The sequence below is a fragment of the Micromonospora sp. NPDC047074 genome, from assembly GCF_040643815.1.
GTDB lineage: Bacteria > Actinomycetota > Actinomycetes > Mycobacteriales > Micromonosporaceae > Micromonospora.
Genome location: NZ_JBEYVB010000022.1, coordinates 74588 through 93277, shown reverse-complemented (window position 1 = coordinate 93277; position 18690 = coordinate 74588). Strand labels below are relative to the sequence as shown.

Sequence of the window (18690 nt, the reverse complement as noted above, 5' to 3'; positions counted from 1 at the left end):
TGCGCAAGGACCCGGACGAGCGGATCACCGCCGAGGTGGCGGAGAAGTTGCTGCGTCGTGCCGGCGGCAAGCGGACGCGCACCATCCCGCTCCGTGGCGGGCCCGGCCGGCGGGCCCGCCGGGGGCGGCGTCGGCGCCGGGGGTACGGAGCCACCCAGCGCCCGCTGCATCAGCGCCTGCGCCTGCCCGTTGCCCGGATCCCGGGCGAGGGCCTGCCCGACCTGCGCGATCGCCTCCCCGGCCCGGCCGGCGTCCAGCAGCAGCGAGGCGAGGTGCAGACGCAGCGGCAGGTCGTCGGGGCGGGCGTCCAGGGCCGCCGAGAGGGAGTCGATGAGGGGATCAGGGCTCATAGGTCGAGCAGCGTAGTGGGCGGGTGGTGCCCCCACCGCCCCGGAGCACCGGGCGTGCGGTAACGCAACGTATATCCCTTGTTGACCGATTGCCGCCGTCCCGCCGCCTGTCCCGGGTATCGGCAGCCGCCACCCGCCACGCACAGTAAGGTCAACCGGTGAAGCGCCACGACCGTGCAGTCGCGTACGAAGAGGTGACCGGAGTGACCACCCCAGGCAGGACCCGCGTGGCGATCGTCTTCGGCGGACGCAGCCCTGAGCACGGCATCTCCTGTGTCAGCGCGGGCAGCGTGCTCGGCGCGCTGGACCCGGACGAGTTCGACGTGGTGCCGGTGGGCATCACCCGGGCGGGCCAGTGGGTGCTGACCAGCGGAGACCCGGCCCAGTTGGCGATCGACGCGCGCCGGCTGCCGGAGATCACCGCCGAGTCCGGCACCGACATCGTGCTGCGCGCCGACCCGACCGGCAACGGACTGATGGTGCTCGACCCGACCGAGGGCCCCCGGGCGCTCGCCGACGTCGACGTGGTCTTCCCCGTGCTGCACGGCGCCTACGGCGAGGACGGCACCATCCAGGGCATGCTGGAGATGGCCGGCATCCCCTACGTCGGGGCGAACGTCTTCGCCTCCGCCGCGGCGATGGACAAGGAGTTCACCAAGAAGCTCTGCGCCGTCGAGGGCATCCCGGTGGGCCCGTACGCGGTGCTGCGCAACGGCATGACGCTGAGCGAGGCGGACAAGGAGCGGCTCGGCCTGCCGGTCTTCGTGAAGCCGTCCCGGGCCGGTTCGTCGTTCGGCATCACCAAGGTCGACGACTGGGCGGCCCTGGACGCGGCGGTCGCCACCGCCCGGCAGATCGATACGAAGGTGCTCGTCGAGGGGGCGGTCGTCGGCCGCGAGATCGAGTGCGGGGTGCTGGAGGGCGAGGCCGGCGGCGCGCCGGAGGCGTCCGTGCTGGCCGAGGTCCGGGTGGTCGGGGACTACGACTTCTACGACTTCGAGGCGAAGTACATCGACGCCGAGTCCGCCTGCGAGTACGACATCCCCGCCGGCCTGCCCGACCGGGTGACCCGCCAGATCCAGGAGTACGCGGTCCGCGCCTTCAGCGCGCTCGACTGCGCCGGCCTGGCCCGGGTCGACTTCTTCGTCACCCCGGAGCTGGACGTCTACCTCAACGAGATCAACACCATGCCGGGCTTCACCCCGACGTCGATGTTCCCCCGGATGTGGGCGGCGGCCGGGCTGGAGTATCCGAAGCTGGTCAACCGCCTCATCCGTACCGCCCTGCACCGCGGCGTCGGCCTGCACTGAGAGGAAGGGCACCTTCCTGACGCCTGGTGCGCAGGAAGGTGCCCTTCCCGACCGATGGGTGCGCGGGAGTGGGGCGGGAGTGAGGGTGGGGTCAGCGCCGGCAGCCGCTGGGGGAGTCGCCGGCGGAGGGCACCGAGGCCACGATCGTGTCCGAGACGGGGGCCACCCACTGCAACCCCTGCCCGTAGAGGTGCGGCACGCGGACCGTGACGGCGGTCTCGCGGTCGAGGGTGGTGAGCACCGTGGCGTCGGGCTGCTCGACGGCGTACCAGCAGACCCGGTTGACCCGCCAGACGTCGTCGGTCTCGCCGACGTCCGGCTCGGCCCCGCCGCAGGCGACGGTGACCGCCGGGTCGCCGTACGCGGCGTTCTGCTCCGGGCCGGCGGTGACCGGACGCTGCACGAGATCGTTGACCGTGGACGGCAACTGGGAGAGCAGGGCCCGGCAGACCGTGGCGGGCCGTTCGGCGAGCGCGGGTGCGGCCATCTCGACCGGCGCGCTGGACTGCGGCCCGGCGGTGGAGGGGCCGGGCGTGGCGGCCGGCCCGGCGGACTCGTCCGGGGAGAGCTGGGCGAAGGCGAGCCCGCCCACCAGTACGGTGATCGGCAGCGCGATCAGCGTCGCGATCAGCGCGGCGCCGCGGGTCGTCCGGTCCCGGCCCGGGCGGTCGGGGCTCCCGTCCGTCCGGTCGGGGTCGGAATCGGTCACGGGGGAGTCAATGATCTTGTCCACTTACAGGCGCACCACCGAACACGTGAGGGTGCGGGTGATGCCGGGCACCATCTGCACCTTGCTGACGATGAGTTTGCCGAGCTCGTCGACGGTGTTCGCCTCGGTGAGCACGACCACGTCGTAGGGCCCGGTGACGGCGTCGACCCGTACCACGCCGGCAAGGTCCGAGATGAGACCGGCCACGTCACGCGCCCGGCCGACCTCGGTCTGGATGAGGATGTACGCCTGTACCACGACTCGACCTCCGTCCGTCGCCGCCCAGGAGCGGCCCGAAGGGAGAAGTTACCTTACGGACCAGGTCTGATCCCGATCGGTGGTCAAGGAGAAGCGGTGAGCGAACACGGTGGAGGACCTGCATGAGTGTCACGGGGGTCGGCGAGTTCGGCCTGATCGACCGGGTTACCGCCCGGCTGTCGTACGGACCGACCGTGCTGCTGGGCCCCGGGGACGACGCGGCGGTGGTGGCCGCGCCGGACGCCCGTGTCGTGGCCTCGACCGACGTGCTGGTCGAGGGGCGGCACTTCCGGCGGGACTGGTCCGGCGCGCGTGACGTCGGCCACCGGGCGGCGGCGGCGAACCTGGCCGACATCGCCGCCATGGGGGCGCGGCCGACGGCGCTGCTGGTCGCGCTCTGCATACCGCCGGATCTGGAGATCGGGTGGGCCGAGGAACTCGCCGACGGGCTGGCCGCCGAGGCGGCGAAGGTCGACGCGAGCGTGGTGGGCGGGGACATGTCGGGCAGCCCGACGTTGACGATCGCGGTCACCGCCCTCGGCGATCTCGGTGGCCGGCCGCCGGTGACGCGCTCCGGCGCCCGCCCCGGGGACGTGCTGGCCCTGGCCGGCCGGACCGGGTACGCGGCGGCCGGGCTGACCGTGCTCTCCCGGGGCTTCCGCACGCCCCGGCTGCTGGTGGAGGCGTACCGCCGGCCCGAGGTGCCCTACCACGCCGGGCCGCACGCCGCCCGGCTCGGCGCCACCGCCATGATCGACGTGTCGGACGGGCTGCTCGCCGACCTCGGGCACGTGGCGAAGGCCAGCGGGGTCGCCGTGGACGTGCGCCGGGACGCCTTCGAGGTGCCCCCGCAGATGCGCGACGCGGCCCAGGCCCTCGGGGTCGACCCGTACTCCTGGCTTCTCGCCGGGGGCGAGGACCACGCGCTGGCCGCGACCTTCCCCCCGGCGGTGGCGCTGCCGCCGGACTGGCGGCCGATCGGGCGGGTCACGGCGGGCTCGGGCATCACGGTCGACGGCCGCCCGTACGACGGACCCACTGGCTGGGACCACTTTCGGTAAGGGCCTGGCGGGGGTCGTACCCTTTCCTCCGTGAGTGAGATCGAGATCCGTGCCGAGCACTTCGACTCGCCGGTCGCGCAGCGGCTGATCCGCGCCGCACTGGCCGAACTCGGCACCCGGTACGGCGGCAGCGGCGACGACACCCCGGTCGACCCGGGGGAGTTCGTGCCGCCCGCCGGCGCCTTCCTCGTCGCCCGCCTCGGTGGCGAACCGGTCGGCTGCGGGGGCTGGCGCAGCCACGGCGACGAGGGCGACACCGCCGAACTGAAGCGGATGTACACGGACCCGTCCGTCCGGGGCCGGGGCGTGGCCCGGGCGGTGCTGGCGGCGGTGGAGCGCTCGGCCCGGGAACAGGGGCGCGAGCGGATGATCCTGGAGTGCGGCGACAAGCAGCCCGAGGCCATCGCCATGTACACCACGGCCGGCTACGAGCGGATCCCGAACTTCGGCTTCTACCGGGACGAGCCAGGCTGCATCTCCTTCGGCCGCACGCTCTGACCAGCTCGATCCGGGATCGGCCCGCGACGGGGGCCGGTCCCGGCGGCGGCCGTGGGTGCAGCCGTCAGGAGGCGCGTGGGCGCAGCCACCGGGACACGACAGAGCCGGCGGACCAACTGGCCCGCCGGCAATGGCGACTGTGCGAGGCTGCGGCCTGCCGCGTCAGGCGCGGGTGACCTTGCCAGCCTTGATGCAGGAGGTGCAGACCTTCAACTTCTTGGTGTTGCCGCCACCGGCCGGGGTACGCACCGACTGGATGTTCGGGTTCCAGCGGCGGTTGGTCCGCCGGTGCGAGTGGGACACGTTGTGGCCGAAGCCCGGTCCCTTGCCACAGACGTCGCACACGCTAGCCACGGGATACTCCTGGGATTGAAACGTTCATGAGGTCGCCGCCAGGCGCTGCCCGGGCAACCTGGCCAGGTTACCCGATGACCCGGGGCCCTTACCAACCGGCCCGGTGCACGCCGCTGCTGGCCGGCCCCGTCGCGGTCCCGGCCGGCCCCGGGCGCCCGCGGCACCGCGCCGCGGCCGGTGCGGTCGCCCGGACACGCCGCGGGACATCCCGTCGACCCGGGCGCCTGTCGGTGCGCGCCAGTAGGCTTCTCGCCGTGCTGGACACCCTCGACGCCGCCGCGGTCCGCCGCTGGTGCGCGGGCGGGCTGGTGGCGCTCCGGCGGCACCAGGGCGAGATCGACGAGCTGAACGTCTACCCGGTGCCCGACGGCGACACCGGCACCAACATGGTGCTCACCCTCACCTCGGCCCAGCAGGCGCTGGCGATGGGCCTCGGCACCCTCCCGGAGGACGGGCCCACCCCGCACGGGCACGCGCTGCGGCTGATGGCGAGGGGCGCGCTGCTCGGCGCGCGGGGCAACTCGGGGGTGATCCTGTCGCAGATCCTGCGCGGCTTCGCCGACGCCGTCGCCCCTCTGCCCGCCGTGCGGGGGCGGGCCCTGGCCGCCGCCCTGCGCGACGCCACCGCCGCCGCCTACGCCGCGGTCGCCCGTCCGGTCGAGGGCACGGTGCTCAGCGTCGTCGCCGCGGCGGCCCACGCCGCGGAGCGGGCGGACAGCGACGACCTGCGCGCGGTCGCCCGCGCGGCGTCGGGCGGGGCGGCGCGGGCGTTGGCGCGCACCCCCGAGCAGTTGCCGGCGCTGGCCCGGGCCGGGGTGGTGGACGCCGGCGGCCGGGGCCTCTGCCTGCTGCTCGACGCGCTGGTCGAGGTCGTCACCGGGGAGAGCCCCGAGCATCCGGCCCCCGCGCCACGTCCGGTCCGTCCGCCGGCCACCGCCGTCCGCGAGACCGGTTCCGAGGAGTACGCCTACGAGGTGCAGTTCCTGCTCGACGCCGGGCCCGAGGCGGTGGACCGGCTGCGGGTCGAGCTGGCCGCCCTGGGCGACTCGTTGGTGGTCGTCGGCGACGGCACCGCCGGCACGGGCACCTGGAACGTGCACGTGCACGTCAACGACGTGGGCGCGGCGATAGAGGCGGGCGTGGTCGCCGGCCGGCCGCACCGCATCTCGGTGACCCGCTTCGCCGACCAGCCGGCCACCACCGCCCGGATGGAGCCCGACGGCCGGGCGGCGGTGGTGGTGGCCACGGGCACGGGCATCGCCGAGCTGTTCGCCGGTGAGGGCGCGACGGTGGTGCCCGGCAACCCGTCCATCGGTGAGTTGCTCGACGCGGTCCGCGCCACCGGGGCGGCCCGCGTGGTGGTGCTGCCCAACGACCCGGACACGCAGGCGGTGGCCAACGCCGCCGCCCGGGAGGCGCACGCGCTCGGCGTCAGGGTCAGCGTGGTGCCGACCCGCTCGCCGGTGCAGGCGCTGGCCGCGCTCGCCGTACGCGACCCGGCCCGGCGCTTCGCCGACGACGTCATCGCGATGGCCGAGGCCGCCGGCGCCTGCCGTTACGCCGAGGTCTGCTACGCCCGGCGCGAGGCGCTCACCGTCGCCGGCCCCTGCCGGCCCGGCGACGTGCTGGCCCTGGTCGAGGGGGAGGTCCACCTGATCGGGGCGGACCTGACCGACACCTGCGCCGCCGTGGTCGACCGGATGCTCGGCGGCGGCGGTGAGCTGGTGACGCTGCTCTCGGGGGCGGACGCCCCGGAAGGGCTGGCCGAGGCGGTCCGCGAGCACGTCGCCCACCGCTGGCCGTTCGTCGAGGTGCAGGCGTACCGGGGTGGGCAGCCGCACTTTCCGCTCCTGGTGGGGGTCGAATGACGTCCGAGCCGTCCACGATGGACACGCCGCTGAAGAAGCTGGTCGGGGAGAAGACCGCGAAGGCCCTCGCCGGGCACCTCGACCTGCACACCGCGGGCGACCTGATCTACCACTTCCCGCGCCGCTACGACGAGCGCGGCGAGCACACCGACATCCGCTCGCTCGACGTCGGCGAGCAGGCCACCGTGCTGGCCCAGGTGCAGCGCACCGCCGTACGCCCGATGCGCCAGCGCCGGGGCAACCTGCTGGAGGTCACGGTCGGCGACGGCGCCGGCGGCACCCTGACCCTGACCTTCTTCGGCAACCAGGCGTGGCGGGAGCGCGAGCTGCGGCCCGGGCGGTGGGGGCTCTTCGCCGGCAAGGTCACCGAGTTCCGGGGCCGGCGGCAGCTCAACGGCCCGGAGTACGTCCTGCTCGGCGAGGGCGGCGACGGCGAGGCGGCGGCCAACGAGGAGATCGAGGAGTTCGCGGGCGCGCTGATCCCGGTCTATCCGGCGGCCGCGGCGGTGCCCACCTGGGTGATCGCCCGTTGCGTCCGGGTGGTGCTGGACACCTTCACGCCGCCGGAGGACCCGCTGCCCGCCACCCTGCGGGCGAGCCGCAACCTGGGCGGCATCGGCGTGGCGCTGAGCGAGATCCACCGGCCGACCAGCAAGGAGGCGCTCTACCGGGCCCGGCGCCGGCTCAAGTGGGACGAGGCGTTCGCGGTGCAGCTCACCCTGGTGCAGCGCAAGCACCGGGCCGCCGCCTGGCCGGCCCGGCCCCGCCCGGCGAAGCCCGGCGGCCTGCTCGACGCCTTCGACGCCCGGCTGCCCTACGAGCTGACGCCCGGCCAGCGCGACGTGGGCGAGGAGATCGCGGCGGACCTGGCCACGGCCCACCCGATGCACCGGCTGCTCCAGGGCGAGGTCGGCTCCGGCAAGACGGTGGTCGCGCTGCGCGCGATGCTCCAGGTGGTCGACGCGGGCGGGCAGGCCGCGCTGCTGGCCCCGACCGAGGTGCTCGCCGCGCAGCACCACCGGGGCATCCTCGACCTGCTCGGGCCGCTCGGGCGGGCGGGCGAGCTGGGTGCGGCCGACGACGCGACCAGGGTCGAGCTGGTCACCGGCTCGTTGGGGGCGGCGGCCCGCCGGCGGGCCCTGGCCGAGGTCGCCAGCGGCGCCGCCGGCATCGTTCTCGGCACCCACGCCCTGCTCTACGAGGGCGTCGACTTCGCCGACCTCGGCCTGGTGGTGGTCGACGAGCAGCACCGGTTCGGCGTCGAGCAGCGTGACGCGCTGCGTGCCAAGGCCGAGCAGCCGCCGCACGTGCTGGTGATGACGGCCACCCCGATCCCGCGCACGGTGGCGATGACCGTCTACGGCGACCTGGAGACCTCCACCCTCTCCCAGCTGCCGCAGGGCCGCTCGCCGATCGCCTCGCACGTGGTCCCGGCCGCCGAGAAGCCGGCCTTCCTGGACCGGGCCTGGCGTCGGCTGCGCGAGGAGGCGGCCGCGGGCCACCAGGCGTACGTGGTCTGTCCCCGGATCGGTGAGGGCCCCGCGAGCGAGGAGGAGCCGCCCCGGGAGGACGACAATGGGCGCCGGCCGCCGATGGCGGTGACCGAGGTGGCCCCGCTGCTCGCCGAGGGCCCTCTGCACGGCCTGCGCATCGGGGTGCTGCACGGTCGGCTGCCGGCCGACGAGAAGGACGCGACGATGCGCTCCTTCGCCGCCGGCGACCTCGACGTGCTGGTCGCCACGACCGTGGTCGAGGTGGGCGTCAACGTGCCGAACGCGACCGTGATGATCGTGCTCGACGCCGACCGGTTCGGCGTCTCCCAGCTGCACCAGTTGCGTGGCCGGGTCGGCCGCGGCTCCGCTCCCGGGCTCTGCCTGCTGGTCACCGAGGCGCTGGAGGGCACGTCCGCGCGGGAGCGGCTCGACGCGGTGGCCTCCACCACCGACGGGTTCAAGCTCGCCGAGCTGGATCTGGAGCAGCGCCGGGAGGGCGACGTGCTGGGGGCCACCCAGTCGGGGCACCGTTCCCACCTGCGGCTGCTCTCGCTGCTGCGCGACGCCGACCTGATCCGGGACGCCCGGGCCGAGGCGATCGCCCTGGTCGAGGAGGATCCGGAGCTGGACCGGCACCCGGCGCTGGCCGCCTCGGTGGCCGCCCTGGTCGACGAGGAACGCGCGGAGTACCTGGAAAAGGGCTGACGTCCCGGCCCGCCACCGCCGGTCGTGGCCCGCCGCCGCTCACGCTGGGTCAGCTCGCCGGGCGGGTCGCCACCGGTCCGCGCCAGGCGGCGGAAGCGGGTGAGGGCGCGCCGACCCCACGGTCGGCGCGCCCTCACGGGTCAGCTCGGTTCGGCTCAGGCGGTGAAGCGCACCCGACGCCGGCGGGCGACGACGAACAGCACCGCGCCCACGGCGAGCAGGGCGACCGCGCCGGCGGCGATACCGCCGGCCGCCGCGCCGGTGACCGGCAGGCCGCCGCCCTCGCCGCCGTCGTCGCAGCCACCCTCGGGAGCGGTCCACGTGATCGGCTTCTCGGACTCCAGGTCACCGGTGACGACGACGCTGAGCCCCTTGGCGGCCGGGAACGTCACGGTCTTCGTGGTGCCCGGCTCGAAGGTCACGGTCTTCGGCTCGCCGGTGCTCGGGGTGAAGGTCGACGTGAGGCTGATGCCGTCCTTCGGGTTGACCACCTTGAGGATCAGCTCCTCGCAGGTGGCGTCGTAGGAGGTCGCCGGCTCGCCGACCTCCGGCTGCTGGCAGTCCTCGGGCTGCGTCCAGCCGCCCTTCCAGGTCTCCATGCCCTCGGCCGCGACGGTGATCTCCGTGGCCTGCTCCTTGGTCAGCTCGAGGGTCTCGAACTTGCCCGCCGGCACGGTCACCTTCTCGGCAAACTCGCCGCTGCCGGTGACCGCGAAGACCGCCGCCACGTTGCCCCGGTTGAGCAGGGTGAGCTTCGCGGTGCCGACGCAGTCGTACGTGACCTCGACGGCGGGCTCGGCCGCGCAGGTGCCCTCGCCGCCGTTGTACCAGGCGGCCGGCCCCTCCGACCGGGAACCGATGCCGGCGGAGCTGCCGACCTTGCGGTTGTCGTAGCGCTTGCCGCCCTCGACCAGCGGGTCGATGATCTCGCTGCCGAAGACGAAGTCGACCTGGGTGAAGCAGGTCGGCACGGCGACCTTGAACTCCAGCTTGGCGACGGTGCCGATCTCGCCGTCCGGCACCGACGTGAACGCCTTCACCGACTTGTCGAACAGGTACTGCGGCACGGCGAACTTCGCCGACGGCGCCACGTAGGACACCAGGGCGAAGTCCTGCTTCTCACCCGCGCAGAGCGGGCCGTTGGTCAGCGTGATCGTCGCCTCGCCCTTCGGCCCGTCGAAGGTGTGCGTGTAGCGCGCGTCGGCGGCGCTGACGCACTCCGGCGCCGTGGGGGCGGGGGTCTCGGCCGGCTGCGGCGTGGCCACGCTGCTCGGCGACGCCGAGGGCGACGAGTTGGTGGCGATCGCCGGAGCCGAGACCGCGAACGCCGTGAGCAGGCCGGCCAGGGCGGCGGCTGCCACGGTGAGCGGTCGCCGTGGCGACAGCGGGGGACGGATCACGCGTACTCCCGGGGTGTGAGGAAGCGTCAGAGGACCGGCGCGGAGGGGGCGATCGGGCGGGCTCTGCCGAGCGTGCGCGGCCGATGCGGGCGCCCCGTCGTGCCGTCGGGCCGGCGGGTCACCCGCCGGCACCGGCAGACCCTAGCGAGATCGCCGCGCGTGGCACAGCGCACAGGAACCGTCGAGGATGTTGTTATGAATGCGAGATCATCGATACACGTTCCGTGATCATCTGAGTCGATCGAGGGGACGCACCGTGTCGGCGCTGGCCGCCACCGGGTCGCGTAGCGTCGTGGGCATGAGCAGGAGGAGACCGTGACCCGGATCGTGGCCGGGACGCTCGGCGGGCGTCGGATCGCCGCGCCGCCCGGCGCGGGCACCCGGCCGACGTCGGACCGGGTGCGCGAGGCGCTGTTCAGCGCCGTGCAGGCCGAGGTCGACCTGGCGGGCGCCCGCTTCGCCGACCTGTACGCCGGGTCGGGCGCGGTCGGCCTGGAGGCGCTGTCCCGGGGCGCCGCGCACGTGCTGCTCGTGGAGTCCGACGCCCGGGCGGCCCGGGTGATCCGGGAGAACGTGGCGACGCTGCAGGCCGCCCCGGCCGCCCGGCTGGTCACCGGCCGGGTCGCCACGGTGCTGGCGGGCGGCCCGGACGGCGACCCGTACGACGTGGTCTTCGCCGACCCGCCCTACGCGGTGCCGGACACGGAGATCACCGCGATGCTCGCCGCGCTGGTCGGCGGCGGCTGGCTGGCCCCGGACGCCCTGGTGGTGGTCGAGCGCTCCACCCGCACCGGCCCGGTCGGCTGGGTGGAGGGCATCACCGGCGAGCGCAGCCGGCGGTACGGCGAGAGCACCCTTTGGTACGGTCGCCGATCATGAGACGTGCGGTGTGTCCCGGCTCGTTCGATCCGGTCACCAACGGACACCTCGACATCGTCGGCCGGGCGAGCCGGCTGTTCGACGAGGTGATCGTGGGCGTGCTGGTGAACCAGTCGAAGAGCGGCCTGTTCACCGTCGAGGAGCGGATCGAGATGCTCCGCGAGGTGACCGCCTCCTACGACAACGTCCGGGTCGAGTCGTTCCGCGGCCTGCTTGTCGACTTCTGTCGGGCGCAGCAGGCGAGTGTGCTGATCAAGGGCCTGCGGGCGGTCAGCGACTTCGACTACGAGCTGCAGATGGCGCAGATGAACATCGGCCTGGCCGGCGTCGAGACCCTGTTCATGCCCACCAACCCGCTCTACTCGTTCCTCTCCTCCAGCCTGGTCAAGGACGTCGCGAAGTGGGGCGGCGACATTTCCGCCCACGTGCCCGACCGGGTCCGCGAGGCGCTCCAGGCCCGCCTCTCCCCGCCGGCCCGCGACTGACCGCCCGGCCGGCTCGCGACTGACCATGCCGCTGGCGGGTGCCTGACCGCCCGGCCGGCCCACGGCTGACTGCGCCGCCGGCCGGCGGCTGACCACGCCCGTCGTCCGGGACGGCCCACCCGCTCCGCCGGCCCTGGCATCGGTCGGCCGGGCTGGCAGGCCGACGGGGCCGGCGGCCCCGGGCGTCGCGACGCGCCGGGCCACGGTGAACGCCGTGGTGTGGCCGGGGCGCGACATGATGGGTGGAGCGGGAACCGGCCGCAGCCCGCATCATGTAGGTCGGCCCGACGAACGACAGGAGTGAGGTACCGGTGGACCCGCTCGATCGCATCGACGAACTGATCGCCATGGTGGAGCAGGCCCGCTCCGTCCCGATGTCGCGCAACAACTGCATGGTCGACCGGGGTGAGGTCATCGCGATGCTCGACGAGCTGCGCGCCGAACTCCCCGCCGACCTGCGCCGGGCCGCCGTGCTGCTGGAGGAGCGGGACAAGATCATGGAGGCCGGCAAGCGGGAGGCCGACCGGATCATCAGCGAGGGTGAGGCGGAACACGCCCGGCTGGTCTCGGTGAACGAGATCACTGTCTCGGCCGAGCACGAGGGCGCGCGGATCATCGCGGAGGCCCGGGCCGAGGCGCAGCGCCTGCGCGAGGAGGTCGACGACTACGTCGACACCGCGCTGGCCAACTTCGAGCAGTTCCTCACCCGCGCGCTGGCCTCGATCGAGCGCGGGCGGGACAAGATGCACGCGTTGCGGGAGATCGGGACCTTCGCTGGGGACGAGGCGGAACGCCCGCTACCCTTCTGAGCGGCACCTCACCAGCTGACGGACGAAGGCGGGCGCCGCCCCCGGTTCGACGGTCCGGCGGTCGCCCAGGTAACCTTTTTCGTCGGCCTATCACCGGCCGGAGTCTGACTATGCCCAAACACACGCCTCCCACACTCAACCCCAGGTCGCCGCTGGTCCTCGACACGAGGGACCTGCCGCGTCGGCCTGGTGCGTTGCGTACGGTCAAGCGGGTGTCGCCGGCACCGGCGGACCTCGGCGGCGAGATGATCAGCGTGCCGGAGGGCGCGGGCCTCGACCTCGACCTGAGGTTGGAGTCGGTGTCCGAGGGCGTGCTCGTCTCGGGAACCGTCACCGGTCCCGTCCGGGGCGAGTGCGGTCGCTGCCTGCGCGAGATCGACGACTCGGTGGCCGTGCGGATCCAGGAGCTGTACGCGTACGAGAACAGCACCACGGACTCGACGACCGACGAGGACGAGGTGGGCCGGATGCAGGGCGATCTGATCGACCTGGAGCCGGCACTGCGGGACGCGGTGGTGCTCGCGCTGCCGACCAACCCGCGCTGCCGGGAGGACTGCCCAGGCCTGTGCCCCGACTGCGGGGTGCACTGGGACGATCTGCCGGCCGACCACAGTCACGAGCAGATCGACCCGCGTTGGGCGGGCCTGTCGCAACTGAACCGTAAAGAGGAGTAGGAACCGTGGCCGTCCCCAAGCGCAAGATGTCGCGCAGCAACACCCGCGCCCGCCGGGCGAACTGGAAGGCGACCGTGGTCGCGACCGTGGCCTGCCCGCAGTGCAAGTCGGCGAAGCTGCCGCACGCCGCCTGCTCCGTCTGCGGCACCTACAACGGCCGCCAGGTCCTCGAGGTCTGACTGGACGCCGAGTGACGCCGCCGACCGCTGGTCGGGCGGCTCGCGCACCCTGGCACCCGCCCGGTGTCCCGGCTCCCTCCGTCGCCGGCCGGCCTGTTCCGGCCGGCGACCCGGTGGAGCCGGGCACCGCGCGGATCGCCGTTGACCTCCTCGGCGGGGACGACGCTCCCGCCGTCGTGGTTGACGGCGCTCTGCGGGCGGTGCGCGCCGACCCGGACCTGCACCTGCTGCTCGTCGGCCCGGCCGAGGCCGCCGACGAGTTGATCCGCTCCCTCGACCCGGCGCAGCGCGCCCGGGTCGCCGTGCGGCCTGTCCGCGCCGCCGTCGGCATGGCCGACCACCCGGTGGCCGCCCGCGCCGAGAGCACCGTCCGCGCCGCCGTGCACGCCGTCCGCGACGGCGTCGCCGACGCGATCGTCTCCGCCGGCTCGACCGGCGCCACCGTCACCGCCGTCGCGCTCGGCCTCGGCCGCTGGCCGGACGTACGCCATCCGGCCCTGGTCGCCACCCTGCCGGCCGTCGCCGGGCCGGTGGTCCTGCTCGACGTCGGTGGCTCGCTGGAGCCGCGCCCGGCCACCCTCGCCCACCACGCCACGCTCGGCGCCGCCTACGCGGCGGTCGCGCACGCCGTCGACGCCCCGCGGGTGGGGTTGCTGTCGGTGGGCACCGAGGCCGGCAAGGGTGACCGCGCCCGCCGCCTCGCCGATCCCGCGCTCGCGGCCGCGTCGCTGCCCTGCGGTGGCCGCTACGTCGGCCTCGTCGAGGGATACGACGTCTCGTTCGGCACGCGCGCCGATGTGGTGGTCACCGACGGCTTCACCGGTAACGTGCTGCTCAAGGCGATCGAGGGCGCGTACGCGATGGCAGGTGGACCTCCGCCGGGCGGCGGCGCGCCCCGGGCGGCGGCCCTGCTCGGGGTGGCCGGGACGGTGGTCGTCTGCCACGGCGCCGCCCGGGCCGAGGACGTCGCCGAGGGCATCGCCCTGGCCGCCCATCTCTGGCGGCGTCGTGCCGCCGACCAGGTCCGTGCGCTGCTCGACGGCGCGATGGCGGGCGACCGTGAGGAAAGCACCGACAGCACCACCGACACCGAGGTACCCACATCATGAGCAACGACAAGCGGCGACGGGCGTCCGTCGGTCACCTGGAGGCCGCGTTCGGCATCAGCCTGGATCCGGACCTGCTGGAACGCGCGCTGACCCACCGCTCGTACGCGTACGAGAACGGCGGCCTGCCCACGAACGAGCGGCTGGAGTTCCTGGGCGACTCGGTGCTCGGCGTGGTGATCACCACCGCGCTCTTCCACAACCACCCCGACCTGCCCGAGGGGCAACTGGCCAAGCTGCGGGCCAGCGTGGTCAACATGCGCGCCCTCGCCGACGTGGCCCGGGGCCTCGGCCCGGACGGGCTCGGCGCCTACCTGCTGCTCGGCAAGGGCGAGGAGACCACCGGCGGCCGGGACAAGGCGAGCATCCTGGCCGACACCCTGGAGGCGCTGCTCGGCGCCATCTACCTCCAGTACGGGCTGGACACCGCGGCGATCGTCATCCACCGGCTGTTCGATCCGCTGATGGCCGAGTCGGCGGGGCGGGGCGCGGCGCTGGACTGGAAGACCAGCCTCCAGGAGTTGACCGCGGCGCTCGGTCTCGGCGTCCCCGAGTACCGCATCGAGGGCACCGGTCCGGACCATCTCAAGACCTTCACCGCCTGGGTGGTGGTCGCCGGCAACCGCTACGGCGGGGCCGACGGGCGGAGCAAGAAGGAGGCCGAGCAGCGGGCCGCCGAGGCGGCCTGGCGGACGCTCACCGAGCAGGCGGAGCGGGACCGGGCCGAGCAGGCGGAGCGGGACCGGGCCGAGCGGGAGCCGGCCGGGGCCGGGCCGGAGGGCCCGGTCGACGAGGACGCGACGGCGGGCGCCGCCGAGGCTGGCCTGGGCCGTGCCTGAGCTGCCGGAGGTCGAGACGGTCCGGCAGGGGCTGGCCCGGTGGGTCACCGGCCGGCGGATCTCCACCGTCGAGGTGCGCCATCCCCGGGCGGTGCGCCGGCACGCGCCCGGCGGGGGGCACTTCGCCGACGTGCTGGCCGGCCGGACGGTGCTCGACGCGCGCCGGCGCGGCAAGTACCTGTGGCTGCCGCTGGACAGCGGCGACGCGGTGATCGGGCACCTGGGCATGTCGGGCCAACTGCTGGTGCAGCCGGCCGACGCGCCCGACGAGACGCACCTGCGGGTCCGCTTCCGGTTCGCCGACGGCGGTTCCGAGCTGCGCTTCGTCGACCAGCGCACGTTCGGCGGGCTGTCGGTCTCGGCCGGGGGAGCGGACCTGCCGGCGGAGATCGCGCACATCGCCCGGGACCCGATGGACCCGCAGTTCTCCGACCCGGCGTTCGTCGCCGCGCTGCGCCGGCGGCGTACCGAGGTGAAGCGGGCGCTGCTGGACCAGACGCTGATCTCCGGGGTGGGCAACATCTACGCCGACGAGGCGCTGTGGCGGGCGAGGCTGCACGGCGCCCGACCCACCGACGCGCTGACCGGGCCGGCCGGGCTGCGGCTGCTGGGGCACGTCCGGGACGTCCTCGGTGAGGCGATCAAGGAGGGCGGCACCAGCTTCGACGCCCTCTACGTCAACGTAAACGGGGAGAGCGGCTACTTCGACCGGGCGCTGAACGTCTACGGCCGGGAGGGACTGCCGTGCCGCCACTGCGGCGCGCCCATCCGCCGGGAGGCGTTCATGAACCGCTCGTCCTTCAGCTGCCCGCGCTGCCAGCCCCGGCCCCGGGGCTCCCTCCGGGGCTGACCCCGGTCACTTCCGGGCCACCGTCAGGGCACCTGGCAGGGGATCAGCCACGCGTCCAGCTCCCGTTCCTTGCGGATCGAGGAGAGGCCGTAGCCCACCGTGGTGACGCAGAAGTCCGTGGTCGATCCGGCGTACTCGACGTGGAACACCGGCTTGCCGGCCTCGACGAACGGCAGCAGTTTGGCGCACTGGTCCAGCCGTACGCACTCCTCGTTGACGGCGAAGTCGAAGTCCGGGGCCAGGGCGGCCACCTGCGCCACGTCGTTGACCAGGCCGGGGGAGAGGCTCAACGACCGGGCCAGCTCGGCCAGCCGGCGGTTGAACAGCAGTTGGTCGTCGAAGTCGAGCGGGAAGCCGGAGCGGCGCGCGTACCCGTCGGCGTCGGCGAGCGCGACCGCCCCGAAGCCCTTGCCCCGGCACAGCCGGAACCGGTCGGCCAGCACCGGCCGCAGCGTGTCCCACTGTCGTACGTCGAGCCAGCGACTCTGCGGCCGGCGGGCCGCCGCGCCTCGCACGGCGGCCGGGAAGCGCTCCGCGTCCGGGTCGGTCGGCAGGACGGACCCGACGTGCACCTGGCACACCAGCCGGCGGTCCCGGGAGCGCAGCTCGGCGGTCTGCGCGGCGGTGGTGGTGACCGGGTCGAGCAGGAAGACGTCGGCGTCGACGGCCAGATCCAGCACGCCGCTGACCTGCCACTGCCACTGCCAGCGGCCGGCCGACGCCGCCGGCCAGGCGGTCGGCGCACCCGGCGGGGTGAGGTTCACCCGGCAGCCGGTGCCCACGACCAGCAGCGTCAGGGTGACGCAGGCCGGCAGGGTCCTGCGCAGGCCCCGCCCGACGGCGCGCGTACTCGGCCGGATCCGCATCGGCAGCTCCGCAGGTCGCGGACGGCCGCACGCCGCCCGGGGCGGGTACGCCGCGTCGGCGTACCTCACCCCGTCAAACGAGCGCGGACCCGGCGGGGATTCGCGTTCAGCGCGGCGCGGCGAAGACCTGCGTCCAGTACGGCCCGTTGCTGCTGGCGACGCCGACGCCGATCTCGGTGAAGGCGCAGTTCACGATGTTGGCCCGGTGGCCGGAGCTGTTCATCCAGGCGTCCATCACCGCCGCCGGCGTCTGCTGGTTCCAGGCGACGTTCTCGCCGTAGGTGCGCCAGGCGTAGCCGACCCGGTCCAGCCGGGTCCCGGGATTGCTGCCGTCGCTGCCGGTGTGCGACATGTTCCGGTGGTCGGCCTGGTCCTGGCTGTGCCGCTGTGCCGCGGTGGTCAGCTTGTCGTCGATGCTCAGCGCGCCGCAGCCGGCCTTGGCCCGCTCGGCGTTGACCAGGTTGACCACCTGCCGGGCCTGGCTGCTGACACCGCTGCTGACGGGGGCCTGCGTGGTCGGCGACGTGCTCCGCTCGGTGGTGCGCCGCGAGGCCGCGGTGGAGCGCGACGGTGCCGGCGTCGGTCGGGTGGTCCTCGTGGCGGAGGGGGTGGGCGCGACGGTGGTCGGTACGGCGCTCGGGGTGGGCGGGGCCGGCGTGGCGCCGGGCTTCTCGGCCGGCAGCACCGGGGCGGCGGCGACCGTGTCGTCGACGGCGCTCGGCTCGGTCTCCGGCCCGCCGCCGGTCAGCGCGACCGCGCCGACGCCGAGGCTGGCCACCAACGTCGCGGCTGCGGCGGCGCCGATCAACGCGGGGCGGGAGAGCCGCCGGCGGGACCGGTGCCGGCCGTCGGCGATGGTGGGCATCACCGTGGGGGACCAACGCCCGCCCGGCTCGCCCTGTTCGGGCTGCCGGTGCGCGGCCGGCTCGGCCCGCTCGGGTCGCCAGTGCGCTCCCGGCGCGGTCTGGTCGTGCTGCCAGCGGCCGGTCGGCTCGGCCCGCTCGGGCTGCCAGGTCGCCGTGGACTCGGGCTGCCAGCGCGGGGTCGGCTGGTCGCGGTGCCACCCGTCGGCTGGCTGCTCCGGGTCGTCCCCGAACAGGTAGGCCGACCTCGGCTCCGGACGGTCGGTCAGCCAGGTCGGCTCGTCGCCCAGCGGCTGCTGCCGACGCCGGGGGGCGCCGTCCGGGTCGTTCGGGTCGGTCCAGCCGTACACGCCTGTGCCTCCACGGGGTCGGTTGCGGGCCGGGGTGACGCTACGTGACGGTCGCGAGCACCGGCAACGCGGCTAAGGAAGAGTTAAGGGGAGGGCGGGCGCCGGGGAGGGACTTCCCGGGATCCGAGGCGTAGAGTCAGGGTGTCCGGACAGAGTGTGTCCGCGCCTCACGGCAGCCCCTCCTGACAAGCGGACAGGTCGACGTGGAAATGATCTACGGCCTGCGGGAACTTGACGAAGGAGGGGGTGTCGGCTCAATATGTAGATGTCGCCAGTCGCGCCCGCTCATGCCCAGAATCGCTTGGGATGACAGCCGCGTACGCGTGGGCGCGCGTTGACCGGCCTTTCCGGCAGCGCATATCAAGGAGTCATCATGGCTAAGGCCCTGTACGGCCACGTAGGCGCAGCGCCCGATCGGCGCATGCTCGACGAGGTCACCCGACTGCGTGCCACGGTTCGGGCTCTGGAGTTCGAGATCACGCGGCTGCGTGCCGAGAACGATCGGCTCGCGGCGGCTGCGTCGGAGGCGGACGATCTGCTCCGGCTGGCCGAGCCCGCGCTGACCTGATCTCCGGGTCGCACAACTGAATCGCACCACGCAAAAAGCGCGCCGACACTTCAGTGCCGGCGCGCAGCTTTGTCCGCAGCCGCCTCGCCGGTGACGATCTCGCGATCCCGCCCGGCACCGGGTGGAAGCTGATCACCGGCCGCCCCGGCTGACGCCCCGGGGCCCGCGCCCCGACGGTCACTAGGCGGGTCGCGTGCCCGGCGGTTCCCGGTCCCG

Annotated in this window: 20 protein-coding genes and 1 pseudogene; 14 read left to right on the top strand and 7 right to left on the bottom strand. The window is 74.3% G+C overall.

Translation table 11 applies throughout. The annotated features are described in order from the left end of the window. Nucleotides 1-221: 221 nt before the first annotated feature. A pseudogene (locus tag ABZ809_RS23320) lies at nucleotides 222-350 on the bottom strand (tetratricopeptide repeat protein); the annotation flags it as partial. Nucleotides 351-553: 203 nt separating this feature from the next. On the opposite strand from ABZ809_RS23320, the gene ABZ809_RS23315 reads away from it, so the two are divergent. After that, nucleotides 554-1660 carry a D-alanine--D-alanine ligase family protein gene (locus tag ABZ809_RS23315; protein ID WP_357564687.1) on the top strand — a complete coding sequence of 369 codons (1107 nt, stop codon included), beginning with the start codon at nucleotides 554-556 and terminating at the stop codon, nucleotides 1658-1660. Nucleotides 1661-1751: 91 nt separating this feature from the next. On the opposite strand, the gene ABZ809_RS23310 is transcribed toward ABZ809_RS23315, so the two are convergent. Together ABZ809_RS23310 and ABZ809_RS23305 are read right to left on the bottom strand one after the other, a co-directional pair. Continuing rightward, nucleotides 1752-2369: a DUF3515 family protein gene (locus ABZ809_RS23310; RefSeq protein ID WP_357564686.1), complete on the bottom strand. Its 618-nt coding sequence runs from the start codon at nucleotides 2367-2369 to the stop codon at nucleotides 1752-1754. A 24-nt stretch (nucleotides 2370-2393) separates the two neighbouring features. Beyond that, nucleotides 2394-2627: an Lrp/AsnC ligand binding domain-containing protein gene (locus ABZ809_RS23305; RefSeq protein ID WP_089001579.1), complete on the bottom strand. Its 234-nt coding sequence runs from the start codon at nucleotides 2625-2627 to the stop codon at nucleotides 2394-2396. A gap of 122 nt (nucleotides 2628-2749) precedes the next feature. On the opposite strand from ABZ809_RS23305, the gene ABZ809_RS23300 reads away from it, so the two are divergent. Continuing rightward, on the top strand, nucleotides 2750-3688 hold the full coding sequence (locus ABZ809_RS23300; RefSeq protein WP_357564685.1) for a thiamine-phosphate kinase: 939 nt from the start codon (nucleotides 2750-2752) through the stop codon (nucleotides 3686-3688). Between the two features lie 30 nt (nucleotides 3689-3718). Beyond that, nucleotides 3719-4186: a GNAT family N-acetyltransferase gene (locus tag ABZ809_RS23295; protein WP_357564684.1), complete on the top strand. Its 468-nt coding sequence runs from the start codon at nucleotides 3719-3721 to the stop codon at nucleotides 4184-4186. A 162-nt stretch (nucleotides 4187-4348) separates the two neighbouring features. Here ABZ809_RS23295 and rpmB read toward each other — a convergent pair whose 3' ends face one another. After that, nucleotides 4349-4540 (bottom strand): 50S ribosomal protein L28, encoded by a 192-nt coding sequence (rpmB, locus tag ABZ809_RS23290; RefSeq protein WP_011905179.1) that lies wholly within the window; start codon nucleotides 4538-4540, stop codon nucleotides 4349-4351. Between the two features lie 254 nt (nucleotides 4541-4794). On the opposite strand from rpmB, the gene ABZ809_RS23285 reads away from it, so the two are divergent. Beyond that, a complete protein-coding gene (locus tag ABZ809_RS23285; RefSeq protein ID WP_357564683.1) occupies nucleotides 4795-6408 on the top strand; it encodes a DAK2 domain-containing protein in 1614 nt (537 codons plus the stop codon). Continuing rightward, on the top strand, nucleotides 6405-8606 hold the full coding sequence (recG, locus tag ABZ809_RS23280; protein WP_357564682.1) for an ATP-dependent DNA helicase RecG: 2202 nt from the start codon (nucleotides 6405-6407) through the stop codon (nucleotides 8604-8606). Before ABZ809_RS23285 ends, recG begins: the two co-directional genes overlap by 4 nt. Before the next feature lie 155 nt (nucleotides 8607-8761). Here the strand turns inward: recG and ABZ809_RS23275 are convergent, their stop codons facing one another. Then, nucleotides 8762-10006 (bottom strand): hypothetical protein, encoded by a 1245-nt coding sequence (locus ABZ809_RS23275; protein ID WP_357564681.1) that lies wholly within the window; start codon nucleotides 10004-10006, stop codon nucleotides 8762-8764. A gap of 315 nt (nucleotides 10007-10321) precedes the next feature. Between ABZ809_RS23275 and rsmD the strand changes: the two genes are divergently transcribed. From rsmD to mutM, 8 genes are all read left to right on the top strand, one after another. Continuing rightward, complete coding sequence (gene rsmD, locus ABZ809_RS23270; protein WP_357564680.1) at nucleotides 10322-10885, top strand: 16S rRNA (guanine(966)-N(2))-methyltransferase RsmD; 564 nt, start codon at nucleotides 10322-10324, stop codon at nucleotides 10883-10885. Then, nucleotides 10882-11370 carry a pantetheine-phosphate adenylyltransferase gene (gene coaD, locus ABZ809_RS23265; protein ID WP_357564679.1) on the top strand — a complete coding sequence of 163 codons (489 nt, stop codon included), beginning with the start codon at nucleotides 10882-10884 and terminating at the stop codon, nucleotides 11368-11370. The genes rsmD and coaD overlap by 4 nt, the downstream gene beginning before the upstream one ends. Before the next feature lie 311 nt (nucleotides 11371-11681). Beyond that, nucleotides 11682-12179, top strand: a complete 498-nt coding sequence (locus tag ABZ809_RS23260) for a hypothetical protein (RefSeq protein ID WP_357564678.1) — start codon at nucleotides 11682-11684, stop codon at nucleotides 12177-12179. A gap of 110 nt (nucleotides 12180-12289) precedes the next feature. Then, nucleotides 12290-12853, top strand: coding sequence for a YceD family protein (locus tag ABZ809_RS23255; RefSeq protein ID WP_357564677.1), 564 nt, complete (start codon nucleotides 12290-12292; stop codon nucleotides 12851-12853). 5 nt (nucleotides 12854-12858) lie between these two features. Further along, nucleotides 12859-13032 (top strand): 50S ribosomal protein L32, encoded by a 174-nt coding sequence (gene rpmF / locus ABZ809_RS23250; protein ID WP_018786309.1) that lies wholly within the window; start codon nucleotides 12859-12861, stop codon nucleotides 13030-13032. Nucleotides 13033-13145: 113 nt separating this feature from the next. Continuing rightward, nucleotides 13146-14141 (top strand): phosphate acyltransferase PlsX, encoded by a 996-nt coding sequence (locus tag ABZ809_RS23245; RefSeq protein WP_357564676.1) that lies wholly within the window; start codon nucleotides 13146-13148, stop codon nucleotides 14139-14141. After that, nucleotides 14138-14977, top strand: a complete 840-nt coding sequence (rnc, locus tag ABZ809_RS23240; protein WP_357564675.1) for a ribonuclease III — start codon at nucleotides 14138-14140, stop codon at nucleotides 14975-14977. Before ABZ809_RS23245 ends, rnc begins: the two co-directional genes overlap by 4 nt. Next, the gene (gene mutM / locus ABZ809_RS23235; RefSeq protein ID WP_357564674.1) at nucleotides 14970-15827 is read left to right on the top strand and encodes a bifunctional DNA-formamidopyrimidine glycosylase/DNA-(apurinic or apyrimidinic site) lyase; all 858 of its coding nucleotides are present in this window, start codon (nucleotides 14970-14972) and stop codon (nucleotides 15825-15827) included. Before rnc ends, mutM begins: the two co-directional genes overlap by 8 nt. A gap of 23 nt (nucleotides 15828-15850) precedes the next feature. Here mutM and ABZ809_RS23230 read toward each other — a convergent pair whose 3' ends face one another. Together ABZ809_RS23230 and ABZ809_RS23225 are read right to left on the bottom strand one after the other, a co-directional pair. Continuing rightward, a complete protein-coding gene (locus ABZ809_RS23230; RefSeq protein WP_357564673.1) occupies nucleotides 15851-16693 on the bottom strand; it encodes an endo alpha-1,4 polygalactosaminidase in 843 nt (280 codons plus the stop codon). 106 nt (nucleotides 16694-16799) lie between these two features. After that, nucleotides 16800-17906, bottom strand: a complete 1107-nt coding sequence (locus tag ABZ809_RS23225; protein WP_357564672.1) for a CAP domain-containing protein — start codon at nucleotides 17904-17906, stop codon at nucleotides 16800-16802. 373 nt (nucleotides 17907-18279) lie between these two features. On the opposite strand from ABZ809_RS23225, the gene ABZ809_RS23220 reads away from it, so the two are divergent. After that, nucleotides 18280-18474, top strand: a complete 195-nt coding sequence (locus tag ABZ809_RS23220; RefSeq protein WP_357564671.1) for a hypothetical protein — start codon at nucleotides 18280-18282, stop codon at nucleotides 18472-18474. Nucleotides 18475-18690: the final 216 nt, after the last annotated feature.

Excerpts from the sequence above, each read along its gene's own strand:
- ABZ809_RS23300 (WP_357564685.1), top strand. The coding sequence starts at position 2,750 with ATGAGTGTCACGGGGGTCGGCGAGTTCGGCCTGATCGACCGGGTTACC.
- recG (WP_357564682.1), top strand. The coding sequence starts at position 6,405 with ATGACGTCCGAGCCGTCCACGATGGACACGCCGCTGAAGAAGCTGGTC.
- coaD (WP_357564679.1), top strand. The coding sequence starts at position 10,882 with ATGAGACGTGCGGTGTGTCCCGGCTCGTTCGATCCGGTCACCAACGGA.
- ABZ809_RS23255 (WP_357564677.1), top strand. The coding sequence starts at position 12,290 with ATGCCCAAACACACGCCTCCCACACTCAACCCCAGGTCGCCGCTGGTC.
- rnc (WP_357564675.1), top strand. The coding sequence starts at position 14,138 with ATGAGCAACGACAAGCGGCGACGGGCGTCCGTCGGTCACCTGGAGGCC.
- ABZ809_RS23230 (WP_357564673.1), bottom strand. The coding sequence starts at position 16,693 with ATGCGGATCCGGCCGAGTACGCGCGCCGTCGGGCGGGGCCTGCGCAGG.
- ABZ809_RS23220 (WP_357564671.1), top strand. The coding sequence starts at position 18,280 with ATGGCTAAGGCCCTGTACGGCCACGTAGGCGCAGCGCCCGATCGGCGC.